Here is a 23,705-nt window from a genome sequence, read left to right on the forward strand (position 1 = left end):
CAGCGCCCATTCTCCTCCCAACAGCGAACAACAAGCCCATGAAGAGGAGAAAGCCATGCCAACCAATGTTCTATACAGAACCAATGCCACAGCGACGGGAGGCCGTGTCGGTCATGCCACGACGCCCGACGGAAACCTGAAGGTCAGCCTGACCCGGCCCAAGGAGCTCGGTGGCGACGGTGCCCCGGGCACCAATCCGGAGCAGTTGTTTGCTGCGGGTTATGCCGCCTGCTTTCTGAGCTCGATGCAGTTCGTCGCGACACAAGGTGGCCCGAAGGTGCCGGCCGATACCACCGTCAAAGCAACTGTGGGAATTGGTCCGCGCGCCGAGGGCGGTTTCGGCCTTGAGGTCGGCCTCGCGGTTCTTCTGCCCGGGCTGGCAAAAGCTGATGCCGAGACGCTGGTGCAGAAGGCTCATCAGATCTGCCCCTACTCGAATGCGACGCGGAACAGCCTCGACGTGCGCGTAGACATCGTCGCAGCGCAATGAAGTTTCGAGCGGAAGGTTCAAGCGACTGACCTTCCGACGATCAACCCAAAACAACGGAGAATATCATGAGCAAGACAGTTATCGTAACAGGTGCTTCCCAGGGCATCGGTGCCGGCGTCGTGAAGGCTTTCCTCGACAAGGGCTACAACGTCGTCGCGACATCTCGCAGCGTGAGCAAGTCAAAGGAACTGCCGACGTCCGCCAAGCTCGCGCTGGTTGACGGCGATATCGGTGATGCATCGGTGGCCGCGAAGGTTGCTCAGACCGCAATCAGCAAGTTCGGTTCGATCGACGCGCTGGTCAACAATGCCGGCATCTTCTTTCCCAAGGCATTTACCGATTATACGGGTGAAGATCTGAAGAAGCTGTCGTCAACCAACCTGGAAGGTTATCTTTACATCACGCAACATGCCGTGAAGCAGATGCTGGCCCAGAAGTCGGGCGGCAGTGTCGTCGGCGTCACCTCGTCGCTGGTCGAAAACCCGATTGCAGGCCTAACCGTTTCGGTGCCGATGATCACCAAAGGCGGCCTGGAGGCCATGACCCGCAACCTGGCAGTCGAATATGCGAAGCAGGGCATCCGCTTTAACACGGTCGCGCCCGGCATGGTGGACACCCCCCTGCACAAGGACGACCCGCACGAGTTTCTGAAGACTCTTGCCCCGTTGGGCACGGTCTCTAGCGTCAAGGATATCGTCGATGCGATCGTCTATCTGACCGAAGCGCAGAATGTTACCGGGGAATCGCTGCACGTTGATGGCGGCGCGCATTCCGGAAGATGGTAAGCGCGGAAGTCAGCCTGCGGGAGTTGGGTATCCAACTCCCGCAGGCACCCAAGCCTTTCGGCGCGTACGTCGCGGCAGTGCAGACCGGCAATCTGCTGTTCCTCACCGGCATGCTACCCGTCGAAAACCAGAAGCCGAAATTTGTTGGACGTATCGGCAAGGAGCTGGACGGCGCGGCAGGCCGGGAGGCGGCGGAGCTCGCAGCTCTCAATGCCTTGGCTGTTGCCAGAGAGAGTCTAGGATCGCTTGACAAGGTCGCACGCGTTGTCAGGCTTGGCGTCTATATTGCGACCTCGGGCGATCTTGTTGATCAGCCAAGCGTGGCGGACGGTGCCTCTGAACTGTTCAACAAGGTGTTTTGCCCGAACAAGATGTCAGCTCGGCTTGTGATAGGCGTTGCAAGGTTGCCGATGGACACGCCGGTCGAATTAGAGGTCATCATGGAGACGAAGTCGTAAGTTGCGGACCGACCTCAGCGGAATGCTGATGTCGGTCTCAACTATCGCGCTGAAGTCGATTGGTAGAAGTGAGACCTTCACGCGACGAGAGGGTTTCTCCGCCACCTGGTGGTATGGTTTGAGCTTTTGACCGTACCAAGCTATTTGCGGAGCCTAGGGTGCTTCGCCATCCATTCGCGCGGGCCGGGCTACTTCCTCAAACTCCAGGAGATCCTCGCACACAGCCTCCGTGAGGCGCAAACCAACGGCGAGCTCGTGAAACGTCTCGACGCCAGCGAGCTTGCGATGACGCTCATCGCTGTGGTGCAGGGCGGCTTCGTGGTTTCGAGGGTCTACCGAGATGGGAACGCCATCAATCGAGTGAGAGCGACAGTAATCGCTGCTCAAATCTCTGCCGCGGACATAATGACATAAAAAGCGCCGGGACCTTCAAGAAGATCCCGGCGAGTCTGGGAGAACGCACCAGAAGGGTGGTGATCTCCTTTGCCAGTCAAAAGCGACCGGCTCCGCCGAGGGGCGGCGGATTGAGTTTGGCAAGCCTGCACAATTGTACGACGGCTAACGAGCAAGCCGCTGTTCTCGGAACTCTGATCACTGAGGATGCCTTGTGCTTGCGATGCTCGGCCGCAAAGCTAATTGCTCGTGCCAGGCTGTCAGGTGCGGTCGTTGCGATCGCCAGGGGCGGTCGCCGAAGCGAAAGTCAAGATATTCAAGTGCGCAACCGACTGTTATGGTGCCGAGATCGGGATCGAGTGCCGGCGCGTTGGCGTCAAGGACGTCGAGGATCTTGCCGGTCCGATCAAACTGAGCGTCGACCCATCCGCTCCAGCGGTGGCCTTCAGGCCGTAGGGTTTCTTGGCGGCAGACGACAGCCCGGTCCATGATGTCCAGGCCAAACAGTTCGAGCTTGAGCACTTGCCGGCGAGCTGGCCCAGGCGCCGGCAGCAATCCACCGTCTGCGAACTCGTCCAGGTACTCACAAATCAGGCTGCTATCGAAGAGAGTCTCGCCGGTATTCAATTGAAGCGTCGGTATGCGGGTCAACGGATTGAGTGCCGAAAGCTCAGAGTTCTCTTTGGTCGGCACCGCAGATGTCTCAATGAGTTTGACACGATCGTCGATCCGCAGCTCCTTGGCAACTACCACGACTTTTCGCGCGTAGGGCGAGTTCGGCGACCAATAGAGCTTCATGAGAATCTCCCGAGAAGAACCTATGAGTTGATGCCGTCGATGCCATGGTTGCGTCGGAATCGCCGGTTGGAGGCGGCCGCCATCGCATGGTCAAGTACGGAGCATCTTCTCAATGGAAACGTCGATCGTCATTTGGGTCGTTCGTGAGCGCATCCACCACTTGCCGTCGCCAGATGTCCTCCAGTTCGGCTTCCAAAACTAGCCTATGAACTTGATATGTTCAGGCGAAGCGATTTGAACTGAACGTGGTATCTGTCGCGCCGATAGGACGGGGGCCAGAGCTCCGCGACCGGTCGATCGGTGGTGCTGAATCGCTCTGGCGGAGCCGTGCGGGGCGATCGATAGAGCCTGCGAATGCAAGATCGGCCGTCCGCCAATCTCAACAGAAGATACGGCTATCTCGAAAATGCGTTTGATGGTGGCGCCAGCGGTTGCCTAGCGTTGAACCGACACGATCGCAAAATATGCGACGCACACAATTCACTGCAGGGTGGGAAATATGCACAGAATCGCCGAAGTGCGTGCATTATGCGTTGCTGCCAACAGGCCAGATACGCTCCGCGTCCGGTTGATGCTCGCGATGATCCTCTCATATTTGGGGATGATGGCCTTCGTGATCTACAGCGCACGGCACCCGGAGCCTGCCGCCATTGCCTCAACTACCTTTAGTCCAGCGATGATCGCGTTGGCCAGTTGCATGGCTGTCAGCGTTATCCTGACCGGGCTGTTCGTGTTCATGCGGCACGGAGATTGAGTGATGCGTATGTCACGGAATGGCATGAGCCGCCTCCTGCTCGCGATTGCATATACCATCGGTGTTGGCGGATCGGCGTACTCGGCGCAGTCGGAGTCTCAAGCTCGCCAGGCTGACGGTTCGACCATCTTGTTCTTCGTAGTCTTCGCAGTGCTTACGCTGCTCATCAGCTTCTGGACGGCGCGCCGCGCAACCAGTTCATCGGAATATCTTACGGCAGGAAGCTCAATCTCGTCAGGACAGAATGGATTGGCCATTGCGGGCGATTACATGTCGGCCGGCGCCTTTCTCGGTCTGTCAGGTGCAATCTATGCTTCCGGCCTGGACGGAATGTTCCTCGCCGCAAGCTATTTGGCCAGTTGGCCCATTGTGCTGTTTCTCGTTGCGGAGCCGCTGCGTCGCCTTGGGAAGTATTCCTTCGCAGACGTGCTGACTCATAAATTGAGAGAGCGGCCGGTTCGCATTCTGGCGGGTTCGTCTACCCTCGTAATCGTGAGCTTCTACCTCGTCGCGCAAATGGTCGGCGCCGGCGAACTTATCTCCTTGCTGTTCGGAATCGGTTATTCGCCGGCGATCATCATGGTCGGCGCGCTCATGATTGTGTTTTCGACCCTCGGCGGCATGCGCGCCGCCACATGGGTACAGATCATCAAGGCCGTCCTGATGATTGGCGGAAGTTCCATGATCGCGGCGCTGGTCCTGGTTAGGTTCGGATTTGACATGTCGAACCTCTTCAAGACGGCGGTGAGCAATCATCCGATCGGCCACGGGATTATGGACGTTCGTGGTTTCGCCCAGGATGGAGTTGCGACTCTGTCGCTGGGTGTCGGCGTCCTGTTCGGTACGGCCGGGCTGCCGCATATCTTGATGCGCTTCTTCACGGTCAGCGACGAGCGCGCAGCGCGTCTGTCGGTGTTCTACGCGACCTGCCTGATCGGCCTGTTCTTTGTGATGCTGTTTTTTATCGGATATGGCAGTATCGCGCTCCTCCGTGGCGATGCCACCTACGCCAGCCCCAATGGCGCACTCTTTGGCGGAAACAATCTGGCTCCCATCCATCTGGCGAGGGCCGTTGGCGGAAGCATCCTAGCGGGATTCATCTCTGCGGTTGCGTTCGCGACGATCCTGGCAGTCGTCTCCGGACTGCTCATAGCGGGCGCTTCGTCAGCTGCCAACGACCTCGTCGTCGGTTTGTCCGGACGGCAACTCACTGAGCGCACGCGGCTCCAAGTGTCGCGGGTCTCCGCGGTGGCATTGGGAGTGCTCGGCATATTGCTCGGACTGGCATGCGAGGGCCAGAATGTGGCTTACCTCCTTGCGCTTGCGACGGCGATCGCAGCCAGCGCCAACTTCCCTTTGCTGATCCTGGCAATCTACTGGGACGGCCTGACGACTCGTGGTGCAGTCATCGGTGGCAACTTCGGGCTAATCTCATCGGTTGTTCTAACGGCTATGGGCCCGACGATCTGGTCAAAGGTGCTGGGTCTTGGTCCCGCGATCTTTCCGTACGACTCCCCGGCGCTCGTCACCTTGCCACTGACGCTGCTTGTCTGCTGGCTGGTATCGATCACCAAGGCAGAACCTGAGGGGGATTGGCGCCTAACGGGGCCATCCGTTGCGCGATACGTGGAGTAGATCGATGCGCGAGCCCGATCCGCACAAGTCGACGCCCGACAACATGAGCATTTCGGGGCGCATTCACGGCGAGAAGCAAACATAAGGTCGCGGGGAAAGTACGAGCGAACATGGCGCTCGTAGGCTGACTGACGGAACGCGGCGCAAGGACGAGTGCGGCGTTCGCCGAGGCTCTGCGGCTGTTGTTTGCCGATACCTTGGACGGGAACGGCGCGACCGACGTAGCTTTACGTTTTGCAACCAGTGTTCGAGGTCGGTTGCCAACTCTTCGCATCGGTCATTCGGGTACCAAGGAGGTTCATCGTGGTTCGGCAAGTTCAGCATTATATCAATGGCCAGCGCGTATCTGGCCGCAACGAGCGGTCATCGTTCGTCTTCAACCCTGCGACCGGTGAGCAAGCGGCATCGGTGCCGATCGCGAACGCCGCGGATGTGGCGGATGCCGTCGCTGCAGCCGTGAAGGCCGCGCCGGGGTGGGCGGCGACGACGCCCTTGCGACGAGCGAGGATCCTCAACCGTTTCCTCAGAATCCTCGAGGAACGGACGAGCCAGCTCGCGGACGTTATCGTCGCCGAGCATGGAAAGGTCCACTCCGACGCGGTCGGCGAAATTCAGCGTGGTATGGAAGTTGTCGAGTTCGCGACGGCCGCCCCGCAGCTGTTGAAGGGCGAGATCACCGAGAACGTCGGAACGCGCGTCGATAGCTACTCGATGCGCCAGCCTCTCGGCGTGGTCGCCGGCATTACCCCGTTCAATTTCCCCGCCATGGTGCCGATGTGGATGTTTCCCGTGGCTCTTGCCTGCGGCAACACCTTCATCCTGAAGCCCTCCGAGCGCGATCCGTCGGCGTCCGTGATCGTGGCAGAATGGCTCAAGGAAGCGGGTCTGCCCGACGGCGTATTCGGGGTGGTCCATGGCGACAAGGAGACCGTCGACGCGCTGCTGCATCATCCCGACATCTCGGCGATCAGCTTCGTGGGATCCACGCCGATCGCAAAGTACATCTACGAGACCTCCGCCAGCACTGGAAAGCGCTGCCAGGCGCTGGGCGGTGCCAAGAACCACATGATCATCATGCCGGACGCGGACATGGACCAGGCGGTCGATGCCCTGATGGGCGCCGCCTTCGGCTCGGCCGGTGAGCGTTGCATGGCGATCTCCGTCGCAGTGCCGGTCGGCGAGACAACTGCGAACCGGCTGATCTCGGCGCTGGAGCCGAAGATCCACAGCCTCAAGATCGGACCTGGCACGGATCCTGAAGCGGAAATGGGGCCGCTGGTCACGAAGCAGCACTTGGACAAGGTCAGGGGCTATATCGACGCCGGCGTCGCAGAGGGTGCCAAGCTGCTCGTCGACGGGCGCGGCTTCAACATGCAGGGCTACGAAGACGGCTACTTCATCGGCGGGTCGTTGTTCGATCATGTCACTCCGAACATGAAGATCTACAAGGAAGAGATCTTTGGCCCCGTGCTGTCCGTCGCCCGTGCGGCCGACTACGACACTGCCGCGCGCATGATCAACGAGCACGAGTTCGGCAACGGCACCTCGATCTTCACGCGTGACGGCGACGCGGCTCGGGAGTTCGCGCACAAGATCAAGATCGGCATGGTCGGCATCAACGTGCCGATCCCGGTACCGATGGCATTCCATTCCTTCGGAGGCTGGAAGGCGTCGATCTTCGGCGACCACCACATGCATGGCCCGGAAGGCGTCCGCTTCTATACCCGGATGAAGACGATCACGAGCCGCTGGCCAACCGGCATTCGCGCCGGCGCCGAGTTCGTGATGCCCACCATGTCATGATCGCAACGGCCGGCCCGCTGCTTACCCGGCAGCGGGCCGGCTCCTGAAGAAACCGCCGATTGTGAAAACGTGGCGGCCGTGACCAGGAATGCAGCTACTCCATCGCCTTGCGCGAAGTACGCCGGCTTACGGCATCATCAGAGTTCACTGAGCGAGCAGCCAAACACACTGCGTTCGGCGCTTTGGGAAGGTGGTGAGAACTGTCCGCTCACATGCACACATGGTTCTCTTTCCATGAAATCTATGAAGCCGGCTACTCCGCTGGCCTTGTGGGCGACTATAAATGTCCTTTTCTAGAATTTAGCCCTCATTGGTGGTGCTGGCACGCCGGCAATTTCGTCGGTCATCACACCATGTGCTCGCAACTTGAGGCCATCTTACTCGTCTACGGACAGGACTGATATTGCCAATGGGTCGACTGCTTGTTGGCGGCATTTGCGGCTATTCGGAATGTGTTCCGGGCGAGCCGGTTCGGGGACTGTGGGCTCGTCAATCGGTCGAGCTAGTTTCTAGAACCTTTTTCGAGCCGATAGCCGATCCCCGATTCGGTGATCAGCAGACGCGGATGATTGGGGTCCGGCTCGATCTTCTGGCGGAGCTTGCGCACCAATATTCGGAGGTACTGGATGTTATCCCGCTGGTTACCGGTCCAAATCTCCCTCAGCAACTGATCGTGGGTGACCACGAGCCCGACATGTTTCGCCAGGATATGCAACAAGTGATACTCCTTGCGCGTCAGCTTGATCCTGGTGTTGGCGAGCAACACCGTCCGGCCGGCAAGATCGACGGCGAGCGGCCTAACCACGACCACCGGGCTCTCGATCGCGCGCTTGAATTGTCGACGCAACACGGCTTGGCCGCGGGCAAGAAGCCCGGCCATGCCGAATGGCTTCGCTACATAGTCGTCGGCGCCCGACCGCAGCAGGCGAACCATCTCGTCCTCGTTGGATTCGGCGGAGAGAACGATGACCGGAACGTTGGACCAGGAGCGCAGCCGCTCGAGCGCCTCGCCGCCGTGTAGGTCCGGCAAACTGAGATCGAGAATCACGAGGTCAGGCGGATTGAACGTTGCGGTCTTTAGGCCATCGGCCGCGTTCTCCGCCTCGACGACTGAAAAGCCATGGACGGTGAAGCCCGACCGCAAGAGGCTACGCATCTTTGGGCTCAGCTTCGATCAGCAGGACGAGACTGCCCGGCTTATTCACCATCGCTGGCGGCAGGTTCGGTAGGGCTGTTTGCGGATCGCAGGCAGCCGGATTGGGCCGTGTTGCCGACACCCATCCGCAGTCTCCAAGATGGCTTGGTCGTGTCCAGAGCCGGCCGCCTCTACATCGCCTTGACGATGTTCTCGGTGACCTTCTTGGCGTCGCCGAGCAGCATCATGGTGTTGTCGCGATAGAACAGCGGATTGTCGATGCCGGCATAGCCGGAGGCGAGCGAGCGCTTGATGAACATCACGGTGCCGGCCTTCCAGACCTGGAGCACAGGCATGCCGTAGATCGGCGAGGTCTTGTCCTCTTCGGCCGCCGGGTTGGTGACGTCGTTGGCGCCGATCACGAAGGCAATGTCGGCCTGCGCGAACTCGGAGTTGATGTCCTCGAGCTCGAACACTTCGTCATAGGGAACGTTGGCCTCGGCCAGCAGCACGTTCATGTGGCCGGGCATGCGGCCTGCGACCGGGTGAATGGCGTACTTCACCTCGACGCCTTCCTTCTTCAGGATGTCGCCCATTTCGCGCAGGGCATGCTGGGCCTGCGCCACCGCCATGCCATAGCCGGGCACGATGATGACCTTCTGCGCGTTCTTCATGATGAAGGCGGCATCGTCGGCCGAGCCGAGCTTGGCGGGCTTCTGCTCGCCCGTACCGCCGCCGGCCGCCGCGGTCTCACCGCCGAAGCCGCCGAGGATGACCGAGATGAAGGACCGGTTCATCGCGTGGCACATGATGTAGGACAGGATCGCGCCCGAGGAGCCAACCAGCGCGCCGGTGATGATCAGCGCCGAGTTGCCGAGCGTGAAGCCGATGCCGGCGGCGGCCCAGCCGGAGTAGGAGTTCAGCATCGAGATCACGACCGGCATGTCGGCACCGCCGATCGGGACGATCATGAGCACGCCGAGTGCCAGCGCGATGATGACGATCAGCCAGAAGTCGAGCGCGCTACCCGACATCACCAGCCCAACGATGAAGAACACCAGCGCCACGGCGAGCGCGATGTTGATGATGTGGCGGAACGGCAGGATGATCGGCGCGCCGCTCATCCGCGCGGACAATTTCAGGAACGCGATCACCGAGCCGGTGAAGGTCAGAGCGCCGATGGCGACGCCGAGCGACATCTCGACCAGGCTCTGCGGATGGATGTTGCCGGGCGTACCGATGTCGAAGGCCTCGGGCGCGTAGAACGCGCCGGCGGCGACCAGCACCGCGGCCATACCGACCAGCGAGTGGAAGGCCGCGACCAACTCCGGCATCGAGGTCATCGGCACCCGGCGCGCAATGACGGCACCGACGCTGCCGCCGATGGCGATGCCGAGGATCACGAGGATCCACGCGAGACCGTCCGCCGGCGGATGGCTTGCCAGTGTGGTGGCGACGGCGATCGCCATACCGATCATGCCGAAGAAATTGCCCTGCCGGGATGAGGCGGGGCTGGATAGCCCGCGCAGTGACAGGATGAACAGCACACCCGCCACGAGATACAGAACTGCAGCCAGATTGGCGTTCATCTCAGGTCCCCTTTGTCTTCGTCACCCCGAGGTGCACGCCGCTCACTTCACCTTCTTCTTGTACATCGCCAGCATGCGCTGGGTGACAAGGAAGCCGCCGAAGATATTCACGCAGGCAAAGATCAGCGCGATGAAGCCGAAGCCGCGTGCCCAGCCGCTTCCGCTGGAGATCATGCCGACGCCGACCGCGAGCAGCGCGCCGACCACGATCACCGAGGAGATCGCGTTGGTCACGCTCATCAGCGGCGTATGCAGCGCCGGGGTCACCGACCACACCACGAAATAGCCGACGAAGACGGCGAGAACGAAAATCGACAGCCGGAAGACGAAGGGGTCGACGACCTGTGCGATATGCTCCATGGCGGCTCTCCTAAGCTTTCGGCTGGAAGTTCGGGTGGATGACGGCGCCGTCCCTGGTCAGCGCGGTGGCCTTGACAAGTTCGTCGTCCCAGTTCACGGCCAGCGCCTTGCTACCCTTGTCGACCATGGTCTCAATGAAATTGAACAAATTGCGCGCGTAGAGACTGGAAGCGGACGCCGCGACGCGGCCGGCCAAGTTGGTGTAGCCGACGATCTTGATGCCATCGACCTCGGCGACCTCGCCCGGCCTTGTACCCTCGACATTGCCGCCGCGCTCGACGGCGAGATCGACCAGCACCGAACCCGGCTTCATCGACTTGACCATGTCAGCCGAGACGAGCTTCGGCGCCGGCCGGCCCGGAATGAGCGCAGTGGTGATGACGATGTCCTGCTTCTTGATGTGCTCGGCGGTGAGCGCGGCCTGGAGCTGTCGCCGAAAGTTGGTGACGGCGGGAATCGGGAAGGCGGCATATCGTGGGGGTGCTTGACGCCTCCACTTCTCCACCGAAGGAGCGATATGCCGTGTCCAACGATAACGTCATCCAACTGATTCAGCCAGGAATCTTCGACGATCAACTCACAGAAGTCTTGCGCAACGGGGCACGTGCCCTTCTCGCCAAAGCGGTCGAGGCTGAGGTCGCGGACTTTCTCGGCCAGCATGCCGATTTGAAGACCCGGGACGGCCACCAGCGCGTCGTCCGCCACGGTCACCTGCCGGAGCGCGAGGTGATGACCGGCATCGGTCCGGTCGCCGTCCGCCAGCCACGTGTACGCGATCGTGAGGCGGCCGCTGCCGATCCTGGCCGCATCCGGTTCTCGCCGTCGATCCTGTCGCCCTACATGCGCCGCTCGAAGTCGATCGAAACGCTGTTGCCGATCCTATATCTGAAGGGTATTTCGACTGGCGACTTCTCCGAAGCGCTGGCGGCGCTGCTTGGCAAGGATGCTGCCGGGTTGTCGGCATCCGCCATCGGCCGACTGAAGGACGGCTGGCTCGACGAGCACGGCGCGTGGCAGAAGCGCGATCTGTCGGCCAAGCGCTACGTCTACATCTGGGCTGATGGCATCCATCTCGAAGCCCGCCTCGAAGACGAAAAGCAGTGCATCCTCGTGCTGATCGGCGCGACGCCGGAGGGCCGCAAGGAACTGGTCGGCTTCACCGATGGCGCCCGTGAGAGCGCGCACGACTGGCGCGATCTGCTGCTCGACCTGAAGCGGCGCGGGCTCGACGTGCCCCCGCAGCTCGTCATCGCCGATGGCGCACTCGGGTTCTGGAAGGCGGCCGGTGAGGTCTGGCCGAAAACGCGCGAGCAGCGCTGCTGGGTGCACAAGACCGCCAACGTACTTGCCAAGCTGCCGAAGAGCCAGCAGCCGAAAGCCAAACGCGCGTTGCAGGAGATATGGATGGCCGAAACCAAGGCCACAGCCGAGCTGGCGTTCGACGCCTTCATCGAGAGCTACGCGCTGAAATACGAGAAGGCCGCCGATTGCCTGCGCAAGGATCGAGACACGCTGCTGGCTTTCTACGACTTCCCGGCAGAGCATTGGAAACACCTGCGCACGACCAACCCCATCGAAAGCACCTTCGCCACCGTGCGTCATCGCACGATCCGATCGAAGGGCTGTCTATCCAACAAGACCGCGCTCGCGATGGTCTTCAAACTGGTCGAGGGCGCCCAGAAAAATTGGCGTCGTCTCGATGGCCACAACCAGTTGCCAAAACTCGTTCTCGGTGTGACATTCAACAACGGGATCGAGGTCATCGCCAAGCCGACCGACCGTCAGCCCGCAACCGCCGCCGCCTGACCGGCTCCGGCCGTCACCAAAAATTGGCGATAGCTCCGCGGCCTGCTTGGCCTGGTACTCCTTCGACATTTCCTTGGCGTAGCCGCCGGCGGTCTGCGCGTTCTTGAACGCCTCGTCCTCGACGGCGAGGAATTTGGCACCGAGCGATTCCACCTGCTCCTTCGTGGCGGGCCGCACGTCGGTGGCAGTAACGATGGCGCCCAGGCGCCGCGCGGTCGCGATCGCCTGGAGGCCGGCAACGCCGACGCCCATCACGAACACCTTTGCGGCCGGAATGGTGCCGGCGGCGGTCATCATCATCGGGAAGGCACGGCCAAAAGCTTCGGCGCCCTCGATCACGGCGCGGTAGCCGGCGAGGTTCGCCTGCGACGACAGCACGTCCATCACCTGCGCGCGCGTGATACGCGGCATCAGTTCCATCGCAAAGGCGGCGACGCCGGCATCGGCGATCGTCTTCAGCGCGGCTTCGTTGCCGTAGGGGTCCATGATCGCGATAACGAGCGCACCGCGCTTGTACTGCGCGAGCTCGGACGCCTCGGGGCGCTTCACCTTGATGATGATGTCAGCGTCCTTCAGCGCGTCCGCGCTGACCGTGGCGCCGACCGCGGTGAACTCGGAATCCGGCAGGCCCGATTTGAGGCCGGCGCCGGGCTCGATGGCTATCTCGGCGCCGAGCGCCTTGAACTTCTTCACCGTATCAGGCGAAGCGGCAACGCGCGGCTCCGACGGATCGATTTCCTTGGCAACGGCAATCTTCATATTCAACCCGTCGATTCAAATGGTGTATCGGGGCGCAAGCATTCAAATTCGAACATTACGCGTCGTACGCGAGCGACCGCACGCTCAAATCGGATACCGGCCGCCATTGATAGTCAGCGTCGAGCCGGTGATGAACCCGGCATCGTCGGAGGCAAGGAACACGACCCCGCGCGCGATCTCTTCGGGCTCGCCGAGGCGGTTGACCGGGATCTGCGGGATCACGGCCTTTTCCAGCACGCCCTTCGGCACCACCTGCACCATTTCGGTGTTGACATAGCCCGGACAGATCACGTTGACCTTGATGCCGCCCTTGGCATTCTCTGGCGCGAGCGCGTTGGTGAAGCCGATGTCGTCCGCCCTGGCCGCCGAATAGTTGACCCGGCTGAATTGTCCCTTCCGGCCGTTGATCGAGGAGATCGAGATCTTGCTGATCGCAACTCCGATGCGGCGTGTTCCGCCCGTTACCAATGCTACACGTATCATCTCGCGTCCTCCCGCTGACCAGGTTCAGTCGCGTGCAAGGCACATGGCGATGCCCATGCCGCCGCCGATGCACAGCGTGGCGAGGCCCTTCTTGGAATTACGCTTCCGCATTTCATGCAGCAGGGTGACCAGCACGCGCGCGCCGGAAGCGCCGATCGGATGACCGATTGCGATCGCGCCGCCGTTGACGTTGACCTTGGCCGGATCCCAGCCGAGATCCTTGTTGACGGCGCAGGCCTGCGCCGCGAACGCCTCGTTTGCCTCGATCAGGTCGAGATCGCCGACGTTCCAGCCGGCCTTCTTCAGTGCGGTGCGCGACGCCGGGATCGGGCCGGTACCCATGATCTTCGGATCGACGCCGGCCTGGCCCCACGACACGATGCGCGCGAGCGGCTGCTTGCCCTGCCTAGCGGCTTCCTTGGCGGTCATCAGCACCACGGCGGCGGCGCCGTCGTTGATGCCGGAGGCGTTGCCGGCGGTCACGGTGCCGTCCTTCTCGAAGGCCGGGCGGAGCTTGCCCATTGCGTCAACGGTCGTGCCATGGCGAGGATACTCGTCGGTATCGACCACGATGTCGCCCTTGCGCGACTTGAGGGTGACCGGGACGATTTCGTCCTTGAACTTGCCGGCCTTCTGCGCGGCCTCGGCCTTGTTCTGCGAGGCGACGGCGAACTCATCCTGCTGCGACCGGGTGATCTGGTATTGCTTCGCAACGTTCTCGGCAGTGTTGCCCATGTGGTAGCCGTTGAATGCATCCCACAGGCCGTCCCTGATCATGGTATCGATCAATTCGAGGCCGCCCATTTTGACGCCGCTGCGCAGATATTGCGCGTGCGGGGCCGTGCTCATGGATTCCTGGCCGCCGGCGACGACGATCGAGGAATCGCCGTTGAGCAGCGCCTGGTAGCCGAGCGCGACGGTGCGCAGGCCTGAGCCGCAGAGTTGGTTGACGCCCCAAGCCGGGCTCTCCACCGGAATGCCGGCGTTGATCGACGCCTGACGGGCTGGATTCTGGCCCTGCGCCGCGGTCAGGATCTGGCCCATGATGACCTCCGAGACCCGGCCGGGCTCGATGCCACCGCGCTCCAGCGCGGCCTTGATGGCGACGGCACCGAGATCGTGGGCGGGAAGGGTCGCGAAGGCTCCGTTGAAGCTTCCGACCGGGGTGCGGGCGGCGCTGACGATGACGACATCGTTGGACATCGAGGTTTCCTCCGTTGAATGCGATTATGTAGGGCGACTCGCTTGCGTAGCTCTAGGTCGATTTCTCTTTTCCGCAACGCCCGGGCGCGGGCTCTATCGGATAGAATCTTGCGCTCCTAGAACTTCCGACGTTGACACCCAAGGGTAGCTTCCAAAGTGAGCCTATGAACTTGGTGTGTCCAAGCGAAGCGATTTGAACCGAACGCGGTATCTGTCGCACCGATAAGGTTGGCGGCGAAGATCTAGGGTCGATCGACCAGCGGCGATGAATAGCATTGACGGGGCCATGCGAAGTCATCGGTAGCGCCAGGGAATCCTAGGCACGCCGTCTGCCAATCTCCAAAAAAGATAAGGCTATCTCGAAAAAGCGTTTGATGGTGACGCCAGCGGCTGCCTAGCCTCAATCAACATCGTCGTACAATCGGCGACGCACAATCTAGTGTAGGAAACAGTTCGCGATCTGCCGGGACTTGTCGGGCTGCGCATATGCTGTTCGCACATCGAGGCGTTGACTGACATCAAGTGTCAAGTGGTGGGTAAGTGGACCGTATCGACGCCATGAAGATCTTCGTCGTCGCCCTCGATGAGGGAGGCTTAAGGAAAGCGGGACGCAAGCTGGGGCGATCACCTGCTGCGATAAGCCGGGCGCTTGCCTCTCTTGAGGCGCATGTAGGTGTTACCCTTCTTCACCGCACGACGAGGTCATTCAAGCTAAGCGACGCGGGGGAACGTTATGCGCTTGTGTGTCGCCGCGTCATTGCAGATCTTGAGGAGGCTGATCTCGTCGCGGCAAGTGAACGATCGACCCCGAGTGGCACGTTGACCATAACAGCTCCAGTCGCGGCGGGCGAAGATATCTTGCGCCCGGTATTGGACGAGTTCATGGACGCCTATCCAACCGTCTCTGTCAGGCTGTTTTTGCTGGATCGACCGGTGAAACTTATCGATGAAGGCATGGATATCGCCTTGCGAATTGGCAACTTGACAGATTCCACGCTCGTCGCGATCCGGTTGGGAGCGGTCAGGCGCGTCGTAGCGGCATCGCCCCGCTATTTGTCGGCGCATCCGAAAATCGAAGAGGTCGCTGATCTTGCAAAGCACAAGATCATCGCAATGACTCACTTCGGAATTGATTCGTGGACCTTTCCACCGGCGAAAGGATCGTCGATACCGCGATCGGTTCATTTCACGCCACGATTCGTGGTGAATAGTGTTCGTGGCGCTATTGCCCCGGCCGTCGAGGGGCGAGGGATCACCCGGCTCTTCTCCTATCACATTGCGGAGCAACTCTCGCAAAACGGGCTACAAGTCCTTCTCAGGCATGACGACGCTTCCGCGATCCCTCTGCATCTGATTTCCCCACAGGGACGGCTTGCCGTTCCCAAAGTGCGGGCTTTCGTCGATTTTGCGGTGCCTCGTCTCAAAGCGCAATTCTCCCGCCTCTCGACCGATGCCGTGGTTCAAAAAGCCGACATTCGTACGTGCCGCGAAAGAGTGTTTTCCGACCAGTGAGTATTGGCGGCGTTGGGTGTCTACGAAATAGTCGAGCGACCGTTGGAATGTCGGGCGGTTAATCAAATGCCGAACGTTCGTAGAGGAAGTGCTTGTCACTCTTACGGGGCATCGCGGTGGACAAGAAGCCACATGGCAGAGAGCGCCGGAGCTTAGTGGCCTAACAGTGGAAAGGGTAGGACGATGATCAGGACGCGGTTGACGAAGCTGTTTAATATTGAACACCCAATCATCCTTGCGCCGATGACGCCTGCCGCGGGCGCAGACCTGTCCACCGCGGTTGCGGCCGCCGGCGGGCTCGGCTTACTTGGCGGCGGATATGGCGACCGCGCCTGGTTCGAGACAGAGTCAGCGAAAATCACGCGCAACGATGTGGGATGCGGTTTCATCACTTGGTCGGTCGCAAAACAGCCGGAATTGCTCGACTTTGCAATAGAGCGTCATCCGCGCGCGATCATGTTGTCCTTTGCTGATCCGGCACCATTTGCAAAGCGCATCAAACAAGCCCGGGTGCCCCTCATTTGCCAAGTCCATACGGTCGACCAAGCACGACGAGCCGCCGATGTCGGAGCCGATGTCGTCGTAGCGCAAGGCACGGAAGCGGGCGGCCACGGCCAAACAGCCCGATCGACACTGCCGTTCGTCCCGACGGTGGTAGACGCTCTGAGCAAATACGCACCTAACGTGGTCGTTGTTGCCGCGGGCGGGATCGCCGACGGGCGAGGTCTTGCTGCGGCTCTGATGCTAGGCGCCGAAGGCGCTCTCATGGGCAGCCGCTTTTGGGCAACAAAGGAGGCTCTTATCCATCCAAGTGCCAAAGCCAAGGTGGTGGCAGCTTCGGGCGATGAGACGATACGAACCAGCGTGTACGATATTGTAAGGCAGAGAGCTTGGCCGGAAGGATACACTGGGCGGCTACTGAAGAATGAGTTCATCGAAAAGTGGCATGGCCACGAAGAGAAGCTAAGGGCTCTACAGGCCGACGAGCTGGAAAAGGTGGAGGCGGCGTCGCGCGTCGGCGACTTCGACGTGGCGAATGTGACGGTCGGGGAGTCAATCGGCATGATTCATGACTTGCCCGCGGCAGGTGACGTCGTGCGCCGTGTCGTTGCCGAGGCCAAAGTGAGGCTCGCCAAGTATGACCGCGCTTCGTTGGAGTGACCGAACGGGATGGGCTGACGCGCCCCCTCCGACACAGCGAAGCCGTTAGGATCCCTTCGCGGTGCACTCGTTTGTTGCGGGGCCAGCAACGTTGCGATCTGCGCCCAACCGCTCCCAATCTGATGGACGACGAATCCTTAGAAGAGCGCTTCGACGGCAGCGGTGGTCATCGTGTCGATATCTGCGTTTGAGATATCGGTATTACTTTTAGTGATAGCTCGTCGCAATCGGTCCTTGTGTTCGAAAACAGGCATAAGCCGTTCGGATTCGGCCTTGTAAAACGGGTAGCTTGGATCAAGATAATCACTCGACCAAGCGGGTTGATGCCGAACCGTTCGCTTCAGAAGATAGGGCTTGTTATGGACGCAACCGATCTAAGAGTCTTTGAGGCAGTTGCTCGGCACGGCAGTATGAACCGAGCTGCGGCTGAGCTGAACACTGTCCAATCCAATGTCACTGCGCGCGTAAGAGCGCTGGAGCTTGAGCTCGGTATTCAGCTATTCCAGCGACATGCACGCGGCGTGAAGGTCACGCCGGCCGGGCGCCGCATGCTCCCCTTTTCGGCACGAATAACCAAGCTCCTCAGCGACGCCAAGGCCGCCGCAAGGGATGATGGCACCCCGGGTGGCGTCCTTGAACTCGGCACCCTTGAAACGACCGCGGCGATTCGGCTTCCGTCTGTGCTTGCGAGCTTCACGAAAGCTTACCCAAAGGTTCGTCCAGTGGTGACGACCGGGACGACCTGCAGCCTCATCGAAGACGTTGTCGAGTGCAGACTGGAGGGCGCGTTTGTCGCGGGGCCGGTGGATCATCCAGATCTGCAACAGGAGTGCCTGTTTCGGGAAGAACTCGTCTTGGTAACGCCTCGCTCAATTCGAAGCATCGAAGAGCTTTCCTCGATCAACGAACTGAAAACAATTGTCTTCCGTGTCGGTTGCTCCTATCGGATAAGGCTTGAAAATCTGCTGAACAAGGTGGGAATACTTGTGGCGCAGCCTTTGGAATTTGGTTCGATCGATGCCATCCTCGGCTGCGTGGCGGCGGGCGTTGGAATCACACTGCTGCCCAAGGGAGTGGTTGTTGCGGCATGGCGGGACGGCCAAGTCGCAGTGCATGAATTGGAGTCCGAGTTTTCTGAAGTGCAGACCGTGTTCATTCGGCGCACAGACGCCTACGTCTCCAGTGCACTCTCTGCCTTTCTTCAGATTGTACGGCCGGGCCCCGAGTTGCATGCGGCGGCCGCGGAGTAGTCCGGTCGTTGCGAGAGCGTCAAGTTCTGAAAATGGCAGTCGTCCAGGCGCTTTCCATTCTGGTCATTTCTGCCGGGGCCCGAGACGGCGGTCAGCCGTGCGTTGACGAAGCAGGGGCGATTGTCTCTTAAACTTCGAAGCCTGCCTAAGGCTCGGAAACCGCGCGTCGCATCTAGTCGGCAAGATGGCGTTTCATCGTGGCGGATGTGAGCGACGCGACCTCGGTCGTCGCCGATTGTCTGGGTACGCAGATCTGATGCGTTCGTGCCTGAGCAGCAACGATAATAGATCGCTCGATCGCTGGAATTGATGGCGTCGTCTCCTAGGCGGTACCACCCTGCGCAATTCCATCGCGTGATGCCGGCCCCCGTTATCCGACGAGCTCTGCACTTGGTCGAGTAATCTGCGGTGCAGATTGCCTTCTCGAATCTATTCGTTTGCTGATCGCAAATGAGAAAGGCACGCTCTTTCCAAATTAAACCAGTTCAATCGTATGGGACGCGGCCAAGGACGTTTACATGCTGATGAAGAATGCGACTTCCGTATCCACAGTAAGCGAGATCGCCGGTTTTGCCGACCGGGCTGTTTCGGCATCTCTCAAGCCTGACGCGCGCAAGCTCTACAAGCGAAATATTCTGGATAGCCTAGGATGCGCGATCTCCGCGCTTCCGGGAGCGCCGTTCGCGGCGCTGCGGGAACAGTTTGCGGAGTACCGGTCCGGCGGGTCGTGCACCCTGATCGGCGGCGGTAGGACCGCTCCGGACCAGGCCGCCCTGTATAACTCTGGGTTGGTGCGATATGTCGACCTCCTTGACAGCTACATGTCGCCGGGCGGGCTCTGTCATCCAAGCGACAATTTCGGCGCAATCCTGGCTGCTGCCGAGCACGCCAAGGCATCCGGCGAAGACTTCATGCTCGCCCTTGCGGTAGCCTACGAAATCCAATGCCGGTTTACCGCCGTTGTCCCTGTCATGGCGAAGGGGTTCAATCATGCAATTCAGCTCGCAATATCCGCTGCCGCTGGAGCAGGAAAGCTGTTTGGGCTGAACGCTGAGCAGATCGCGCATGCGATCTCGATCGCGACTGTTGATAACATTTCCCTCACTTGCGTTCATGTCGAGCCGGTATCGCAGTGGAAGGGCTTTTCTCCCGGAATGACCGGGATGCGCGCAGTCTATTCCGCATCGCTCGCTAAGCGTGGCTTCACCGGTCCATCTGGGCTGTTTGAGGGACCGAACGGCTTGCTGCGGATGTTTGATCAAAAGATCGACGTTGATTGGTCGGACGACTCGCTCGAGATCATCAAGCTTACGATCATGAAGAAATTCTGTTCGCTCATTCACGGTCAGCCAGTTCTCGAGGCCGTGCTCAAGTTGAAGCGCGACAATAAGTTGGCGGCCGGCGATATCGAGACCGTCCGTTGCGACATCTTCCAGTCAGGTTTCGACATCGCGGGCGGCGGCGCATTTGGCTCAAAAGACAGACCGCAGACCAAGGAGCAAGCGGATTACAACTTGAAGTACCTGATTGCGGCGGCGCTTTTGGACGATGAGGTCGGGCCTGCGCAGCTCGAGCAGGCGCGTGTCCAGGCTGATGACGCACAAGCCCTGTTGAGCAAGGTAACGATAGCTCCCGACGATGCCTTCACCGCCAGATACCCGCACGAGCTGAACACCAGGATAGCTATCAAGGCCAAAGACGGTCGTACCTTCGATCGCGAGCAGCTTGGGTACGAAGGTGGGCTCGGCAACCCAATGTCATGGGAACGCACGGTCGAGAAGTTCAACTGGCTGAGCGAGCCATTCGCGGATGAAGCACTACGTAACAGTATCATCAAGGCGGTCGAGAAGATCGACGAGCGACCGATCTCTGATTTGATGGATATCCTTGGGAAAGTGAACCCCGAGGCGGTCCACCCTGCGCTTCACCCCGGAATTCAATAGTCATTCGTGTCAACCAAGGAGTATCCCGATGTCAATGATTTCTTGCGACATGCGGTACGGCCGCTCGGATGAGCAAAAGCGAGCGCTTTCGGCCGGCCTGCTGCGTGTCGTCAGCGAAGCGACCGGTGAACCGGCCAACAACATCTTCTTTGTCATCAGAGAGGGACGAGGCATTAACTTCGTCGAGCATGGGCAACACCTGCCCGAATTTGTCGAAGGCAATGCCAACGACAAAGAGCTCATTGCTCGCCTGAAATAGGAAAGGGAGGCAACTATGCCCTACATTGAGTGTCATATCGCAGCGGGTCTCACCAAGACCCGTAAGACGCAGTTGATCCGTGACATCGTCAAGGTTACCCACGAATCGATCGGCTCGGATCCGAAGATCATCAACGTTCTCCTTTTTGAGCATCCCGCCGACAACATGAGCATTTCCGGAAGGATTCACGGCGAGGAATAGCTTAGCTGGCAGGAAGCGGTTTCGAGCGGCTTCGCCAGCACAGAAAAGCCCAGGCTAGGCGCAGCCGCCCGGGCAAGATAGGTGCGGGTTGCCGAGTGGTGAGGGCGCTTCGCTTGTCGATCCGATTTACCGAAACGTAGTGAAAGATCAAAATGACGAACGGCGTGAGTACCGCAGGACAACGAATTCGCTCGGTAACGACCCGCGGAGTGATGGTCCCGCTGAAATTTACGCTGGGAACGAGCGCGGCTGTTGTGAGGGCAGTGCCGCTGTTGCTTGTCGATTTGCTGAACGAAGATGGCGTAACGGGCAAGGCCTACACGTTTTGCTACCGGCCCTCGGGGGCGACTGCCATATCCTCACATCTGTACGAGGCGGTCGAACTCCTCAAGGGCAAGAACGCCACGCCCTTTGAGGCATCGCAGACCCTCGCGCGCCAGTTTGCACTACTCGGGGTGACCGGCGCCGTGCGGATGGCTCTTTCACTGCTCGATATGGCCATGTGGGACGCGACTGCGCAGATGCATCGTGCTCCGCTGTCCACTCTACTCGGGTCAGGGCCTAAATCGCTACGCGCGTACGACAGCCGTGGGCTTGGGCTGATGGAGCCGGATAGCCTTGCCCAAGAGGTGAGGGCGCTTCTGGAGAGCGGTTTAGGAGCAGTTAAGGTCCGGCTCGGATACCCCACGCTTTTTGAGGACCTGGCCGCGTTGCGGGCTGTCCGCAAGAGCGTTTCCGGCGCAGATATTGCGATCATGGTGGACTACAATCAGGCCCTGACACCCGCGGAAGCAGTTCTTCGTGGACGAGAGCTGGAAAAAGAGGGGATCTACTGGCTCGAAGAGCCGATAGCTCACGATGACTATGTGGCGAGCGCCGCACTGGCGCGTGAACTGAAGGTTCCGGTCCAGATCGGCGAAAACCTCAACGGCCCGGATGCCCTGTTACGTGCCGTCACGACTGGCGCGAGCGACTACGTCATGGTCGACGTCGCGCGGATAGGCGGTGTAACCGGCTGGCTGCATGCGGCTGGCATCGCTGCAGCCCAGGGTATCGAAATGTCGTCGCATCTGATGCCGGAAGTGAGCACGCATCTTCTTTGCGCCACGCCCACCGCCCATTGGCTTGAGTATGTTGATTGGGCAGATGCGATCGTCGAAGAACCATTGAAAATCCGCGACGGAATGGTTCTCACGCCGGAGAGTGCCGGCAGCGGGATCTCATGGGACGAGGCCAAGCTAAAGCGCCTTGCTGCAATCTGAGTCCGGACAAAGAAAACCCCTAACGCCATGGCTCTCGAAACGCGCGAGTTGTTGCGGAGCTGTATCCGGTCGGACGGATACTAGTGGTTCATCACAGTGATTTTAACGTTTTGATTCCGAGCCATTCGAGGATCGGCAAGCTTTCCGGCGGCACGAGGATTTCGATGCTTCTGGGGATGCCAGGTTGACGACGAATGAAACCGTTTCGCTCGAGGGTGACGATCATCTGGTGGACCGAAGGCGGGCTAACGCGGAAATGGCGCTGCATGTCGGTTTCGGCGGGCGGGCGTCCGAACATGTGCGCGTAGGTGTAGATAAAGGCCAGGTAGTGTCCCTGCTTCTCCGTGAAGTGCCTGCCTGATTTTTGACTCATCGCTGGATTCGTCCCGGCCTCCGACAAGGAGGCGAAGCATGAATGTACGTTATCGGGTCGAATTGAGCCAAATCGAGCGGGACGAACTGACGGCGATGCTGGGCGGCGGGAAGCATGCTGCCCGCAAGCTCAAGCGGGCGCAGATTTTGCTGGCGGCCGATGCCGGCAGTTGCGACGCGGAGATTGCCCGGTCTGTCCGGGTCAGCCTGTCCAGCATCGGCCGGACCAAGCGCCGCTTCGTGGAAGGCAATCTGGAGCGGGCCTTGAGCGAGGAACCGCGTCCGGGCGCAGGGCGCAAACTGACCGGCAAGGAGGAGGCCCTGCTGGTGGCGACGGCATGCGCCAAGCCGCCTGCCGGCCGCAAACGTTGGACGCTGACGCTGCTGGCCGACATGATGGTCAAGCTCACCGATCATGACAGCCTGTCGGGCGAGACCGTGCGTCGCCGGCTGGCCGAGAACGACCTCAAGCCGTGGCGCAGGGACATGTGGTGCATCCCCTATGTCGACGGCGAATACGTCGCCCGCATGGAGGACGTGCTCGACCTCTACGCCGAGGCGCCGGATCCCGTCCGGCCGCTGGTCTGCTTCGACGAGACCCCCGTCCAGCTCATCGGCGAGGTCCGTCAGCCGATTCCAGCCGAGCCGGGACAGCGCGAGCGCTACGATTACGAGTACCGCCGCAACGGCACCGTCAATCTCTTCGTCACCTTCGACCCGCATCGTGGCTGGCGCAACGTCAAGGTCACCGAGCACCGCGCCGCCGTGGACTACGCCTACTGCATGCGCGAACTCGTCGACGTCCATTATCCCGACGCCGACTGCATCCGCCTCGTGCAGGACAATCTGTCGATCCATACCGCCGGCGCGTTGTATCAAGCATTTGCGCCTGCCGAGGCCCGTCGCATCCTGCGCCGCCTCGAATTCCACTTCACCCCGAAACACGCCAGTTGGCTCAATATGGTCGAGTGCGAGATCAGCGTGCTCCAGCGCCAGTGCCTCGGCCGCCGCATCGACGACCCCAAAAGGCTCCGAAACGAGATCGCAGCATGGCAAAAGCGGCGGAATAAAACCCGAGCCCGCATCAAATGGATGTTCACAACCGATAAAGCCCGCGCCAAACTCGCCCGCGCCTATTCAGCCACCGCCAAAGAGTCAAAATCACTGTGATGAACCACTAGATCGTCAGGAGCGCTCTGAGCAGCGAGGTTCGAGCGATCGTTTCGGCTGATATCGGCTCTCTGAAAGACTCGTCGGCTACAACAAAACGTGGTTTGGCCACCAAGAGATATAA

21 protein-coding genes and 3 pseudogenes are annotated in these 23,705 nt (G+C 60.4%); 15 read left to right on the top strand and 9 right to left on the bottom strand.

What is annotated here, in order from left to right; translation table 11 throughout:
- The first annotated feature begins 55 nt into the window (after positions 1–55).
- From IVB18_RS07720 to IVB18_RS07730, 3 genes are all read left to right on the top strand, one after another.
- Positions 56–490 carry an organic hydroperoxide resistance protein gene (locus tag IVB18_RS07720; protein WP_247988603.1) on the top strand — a complete coding sequence of 145 codons (435 nt, stop codon included), beginning with the start codon at positions 56–58 and terminating at the stop codon, positions 488–490.
- A 65-nt stretch (positions 491–555) separates the two neighbouring features.
- Positions 556–1,275, top strand: coding sequence for an SDR family oxidoreductase (locus IVB18_RS07725; protein WP_148776631.1), 720 nt, complete (start codon positions 556–558; stop codon positions 1,273–1,275).
- Positions 1,269–1,733, top strand: a complete 465-nt coding sequence (locus IVB18_RS07730; RefSeq protein ID WP_247988604.1) for a RidA family protein — start codon at positions 1,269–1,271, stop codon at positions 1,731–1,733. The genes IVB18_RS07725 and IVB18_RS07730 overlap by 7 nt, the downstream gene beginning before the upstream one ends.
- A gap of 591 nt (positions 1,734–2,324) precedes the next feature.
- On the opposite strand, the gene IVB18_RS07735 is transcribed toward IVB18_RS07730, so the two are convergent.
- On the bottom strand, positions 2,325–2,924 hold the full coding sequence (locus IVB18_RS07735) for a glutathione S-transferase family protein (RefSeq protein ID WP_247988605.1): 600 nt from the start codon (positions 2,922–2,924) through the stop codon (positions 2,325–2,327).
- A gap of 499 nt (positions 2,925–3,423) precedes the next feature.
- Between IVB18_RS07735 and IVB18_RS07740 the strand changes: the two genes are divergently transcribed.
- The 3 genes from IVB18_RS07740 (at position 3,424) to IVB18_RS07750 (ending at position 7,116) form a co-directional block, all read left to right on the top strand.
- Entirely contained in the window at positions 3,424–3,678 is a 255-nt protein-coding gene (locus tag IVB18_RS07740) for a hypothetical protein (protein WP_247988606.1), read from the top strand.
- 3 nt (positions 3,679–3,681) lie between these two features.
- Entirely contained in the window at positions 3,682–5,313 is a 1,632-nt protein-coding gene (actP, locus tag IVB18_RS07745) for a cation acetate symporter (RefSeq protein WP_247988607.1), read from the top strand.
- Between the two features lie 303 nt (positions 5,314–5,616).
- Positions 5,617–7,116, top strand: a complete 1,500-nt coding sequence (locus tag IVB18_RS07750) for a CoA-acylating methylmalonate-semialdehyde dehydrogenase (protein ID WP_247988608.1) — start codon at positions 5,617–5,619, stop codon at positions 7,114–7,116.
- 502 nt (positions 7,117–7,618) lie between these two features.
- Here IVB18_RS07750 and IVB18_RS07755 read toward each other — a convergent pair.
- From IVB18_RS07755 to IVB18_RS07770, 4 genes and pseudogenes are all read right to left on the bottom strand, one after another.
- Positions 7,619–8,272 (bottom strand): response regulator transcription factor, encoded by a 654-nt coding sequence (locus IVB18_RS07755; protein ID WP_247988609.1) that lies wholly within the window; start codon positions 8,270–8,272, stop codon positions 7,619–7,621.
- 170 nt (positions 8,273–8,442) lie between these two features.
- Positions 8,443–9,840 carry an NAD(P)(+) transhydrogenase (Re/Si-specific) subunit beta gene (locus tag IVB18_RS07760; protein ID WP_247988610.1) on the bottom strand — a complete coding sequence of 466 codons (1,398 nt, stop codon included), beginning with the start codon at positions 9,838–9,840 and terminating at the stop codon, positions 8,443–8,445.
- A gap of 42 nt (positions 9,841–9,882) precedes the next feature.
- Entirely contained in the window at positions 9,883–10,200 is a 318-nt protein-coding gene (locus IVB18_RS07765) for a proton-translocating transhydrogenase family protein (RefSeq protein WP_007596278.1), read from the bottom strand.
- Positions 10,201–10,210: 10 nt separating this feature from the next.
- Positions 10,211–10,624, bottom strand: a pseudogene (locus IVB18_RS07770) (NAD(P)(+) transhydrogenase (Re/Si-specific) subunit alpha); the annotation flags it as partial.
- Between the two features lie 98 nt (positions 10,625–10,722).
- Here IVB18_RS07770 and IVB18_RS07775 point away from each other — a divergent pair.
- On the top strand, positions 10,723–12,006 hold the full coding sequence (locus IVB18_RS07775) for an IS256 family transposase (protein WP_247988611.1): 1,284 nt from the start codon (positions 10,723–10,725) through the stop codon (positions 12,004–12,006).
- 36 nt (positions 12,007–12,042) lie between these two features.
- Here the strand turns inward: IVB18_RS07775 and IVB18_RS07780 are convergent.
- From IVB18_RS07780 to IVB18_RS07790, 3 genes and pseudogenes are all read right to left on the bottom strand, one after another.
- Positions 12,043–12,765 (bottom strand): annotated as a pseudogene (locus IVB18_RS07780) (NAD(P)(+) transhydrogenase (Re/Si-specific) subunit alpha); the annotation flags it as partial.
- An 84-nt stretch (positions 12,766–12,849) separates the two neighbouring features.
- Positions 12,850–13,188 (bottom strand): annotated as a pseudogene (locus tag IVB18_RS07785) (SDR family oxidoreductase); the annotation flags it as partial.
- Between the two features lie 84 nt (positions 13,189–13,272).
- Positions 13,273–14,451 (bottom strand): acetyl-CoA C-acetyltransferase, encoded by a 1,179-nt coding sequence (locus IVB18_RS07790; RefSeq protein ID WP_247988612.1) that lies wholly within the window; start codon positions 14,449–14,451, stop codon positions 13,273–13,275.
- A gap of 540 nt (positions 14,452–14,991) precedes the next feature.
- Between IVB18_RS07790 and IVB18_RS07795 the strand changes: the two genes are divergently transcribed.
- From IVB18_RS07795 to IVB18_RS07825, 7 genes are all read left to right on the top strand, one after another.
- Positions 14,992–15,963: a LysR family transcriptional regulator gene (locus IVB18_RS07795; protein WP_247988613.1), complete on the top strand. Its 972-nt coding sequence runs from the start codon at positions 14,992–14,994 to the stop codon at positions 15,961–15,963.
- 183 nt (positions 15,964–16,146) lie between these two features.
- On the top strand, positions 16,147–17,124 hold the full coding sequence (locus IVB18_RS07800) for a nitronate monooxygenase (protein ID WP_247988614.1): 978 nt from the start codon (positions 16,147–16,149) through the stop codon (positions 17,122–17,124).
- Between the two features lie 359 nt (positions 17,125–17,483).
- Entirely contained in the window at positions 17,484–18,374 is an 891-nt protein-coding gene (locus tag IVB18_RS07805) for a LysR family transcriptional regulator (RefSeq protein ID WP_247988615.1), read from the top strand.
- 518 nt (positions 18,375–18,892) lie between these two features.
- Positions 18,893–20,317 carry an MmgE/PrpD family protein gene (locus IVB18_RS07810; RefSeq protein ID WP_247988616.1) on the top strand — a complete coding sequence of 475 codons (1,425 nt, stop codon included), beginning with the start codon at positions 18,893–18,895 and terminating at the stop codon, positions 20,315–20,317.
- Positions 20,318–20,345: 28 nt separating this feature from the next.
- Entirely contained in the window at positions 20,346–20,576 is a 231-nt protein-coding gene (locus tag IVB18_RS07815) for a tautomerase family protein (RefSeq protein ID WP_044999827.1), read from the top strand.
- Positions 20,577–20,591: 15 nt separating this feature from the next.
- Entirely contained in the window at positions 20,592–20,777 is a 186-nt protein-coding gene (locus IVB18_RS07820; RefSeq protein WP_092117106.1) for a tautomerase family protein, read from the top strand.
- Positions 20,778–20,929: 152 nt separating this feature from the next.
- The gene (locus tag IVB18_RS07825) at positions 20,930–22,039 is read left to right on the top strand and encodes an enolase C-terminal domain-like protein (RefSeq protein WP_247988617.1); all 1,110 of its coding nucleotides are present in this window, start codon (positions 20,930–20,932) and stop codon (positions 22,037–22,039) included.
- A 91-nt stretch (positions 22,040–22,130) separates the two neighbouring features.
- Here the strand turns inward: IVB18_RS07825 and IVB18_RS07830 are convergent, their stop codons facing one another.
- Positions 22,131–22,412, bottom strand: a complete 282-nt coding sequence (locus IVB18_RS07830; RefSeq protein WP_247988618.1) for a helix-turn-helix domain-containing protein — start codon at positions 22,410–22,412, stop codon at positions 22,131–22,133.
- Positions 22,413–22,450: 38 nt separating this feature from the next.
- On the opposite strand from IVB18_RS07830, the gene IVB18_RS07835 reads away from it, so the two are divergent.
- Positions 22,451–23,581: an IS630 family transposase gene (locus tag IVB18_RS07835; RefSeq protein WP_247988619.1), complete on the top strand. Its 1,131-nt coding sequence runs from the start codon at positions 22,451–22,453 to the stop codon at positions 23,579–23,581.
- Positions 23,582–23,705: the final 124 nt, after the last annotated feature.

The organism is Bradyrhizobium sp. 186, from assembly GCF_023101685.1.
GTDB lineage: Bacteria > Pseudomonadota > Alphaproteobacteria > Rhizobiales > Xanthobacteraceae > Bradyrhizobium.